Here is a 1,013-nt window from a genome sequence, read left to right as displayed (position 1 = left end):
CCGGTCATCCGATACAACGCCGCCGTACGCTCCAGACCCCACACCTGGAAACCGAACCAGCGGTTCGACGGCGGGTCACGCCACACCGGGTGCGCGTCGTAGAACATCCCGTAGAACGTCGGCGTGCCCGCGGGAGGCGTACCGTACTGCCCCTCCCAGGAGTTCGTGACACCACCCGCGAGACCACCGTCGGCCGACTGCAGCCATTGCAGCAACTCCATCTGCCGGTCGAGGCTCTTCGCCCAGTCCTGCTGCCCGGTGGCGGACAACGGCTTCAGCGCGGGCACGCTCGACAACGCGTACGCCGCCAACGGGTTCTGATAACCCTGATGCGAAGCACTGTCACCGATGCGCCACGCCCAGCCGGCACTCGTGTCGGTCGCGCCGCCCCACGCGTAGTACCACGACATCAGGTAGTGGTCGCTGCTCTTGCCGGAACCGGCCGGGCACGCGCTCGCGCCCACGCAGTTGCCGATGCGCTTGAAGTACTTGTCGAACATCGCGTACCGCAGGTAGTCGCCCATCTTCGCGGCCTTGCCGACCTCGGACGCGATCTCCGACCCCTTGCCCTGCGCGGTCGCCCACTGCTGCGCCAGCAACGCCACCTGCACCGCGCGGGCGTCCGCGTCCGGCGCGTTGGTGTACTTCCACTGCTTGGCATACGAGGAGTCCTTCGTGAACAGGTCCAGGAACCCGTTCGGGCCACCGTGCTTGAACGTGTCGCACGACGGCTGCGGAATCGTCTCCCACACCGACTCCGACGAACCACGCTGATAGGTGTTGATGTACGACGGCGCCGTCGTCCCGTCACCACACCGACCGAAACCATAGGTGTTGTCGACATCCAGCAACCAGTGCATACCGTAGACGTCATCACTGCCATACGCCGACTTCAACTCCGCCGCGATCGGATCGGCGCCCACCGGAACCCCACTGTCCAGCACCGCCGGATAGCGGTCCATCCGCGGATGCTCCGGCGCATAGGTCGCGGGCTTCGACGCGTTGTACTTGTC

At 65.9% G+C, this 1,013-nt stretch carries 1 protein-coding gene; it reads right to left on the bottom strand.

Annotation, left to right across the window (positions count from 1 at the left end):
* Positions 1-1,013 (bottom strand): glycoside hydrolase family 48 protein (locus JOD27_RS44370; protein ID WP_275591969.1); only part of this gene is annotated, 1,013 nt, incomplete at both ends.

Source organism: Lentzea nigeriaca (genome assembly GCF_016907955.1).
GTDB classification, from domain to species: domain Bacteria; phylum Actinomycetota; class Actinomycetes; order Mycobacteriales; family Pseudonocardiaceae; genus Lentzea; species Lentzea nigeriaca.
Note: the sequence above shows the minus strand (reverse complement) of the source record. Positions and strands in the feature narration are given on the sequence as shown.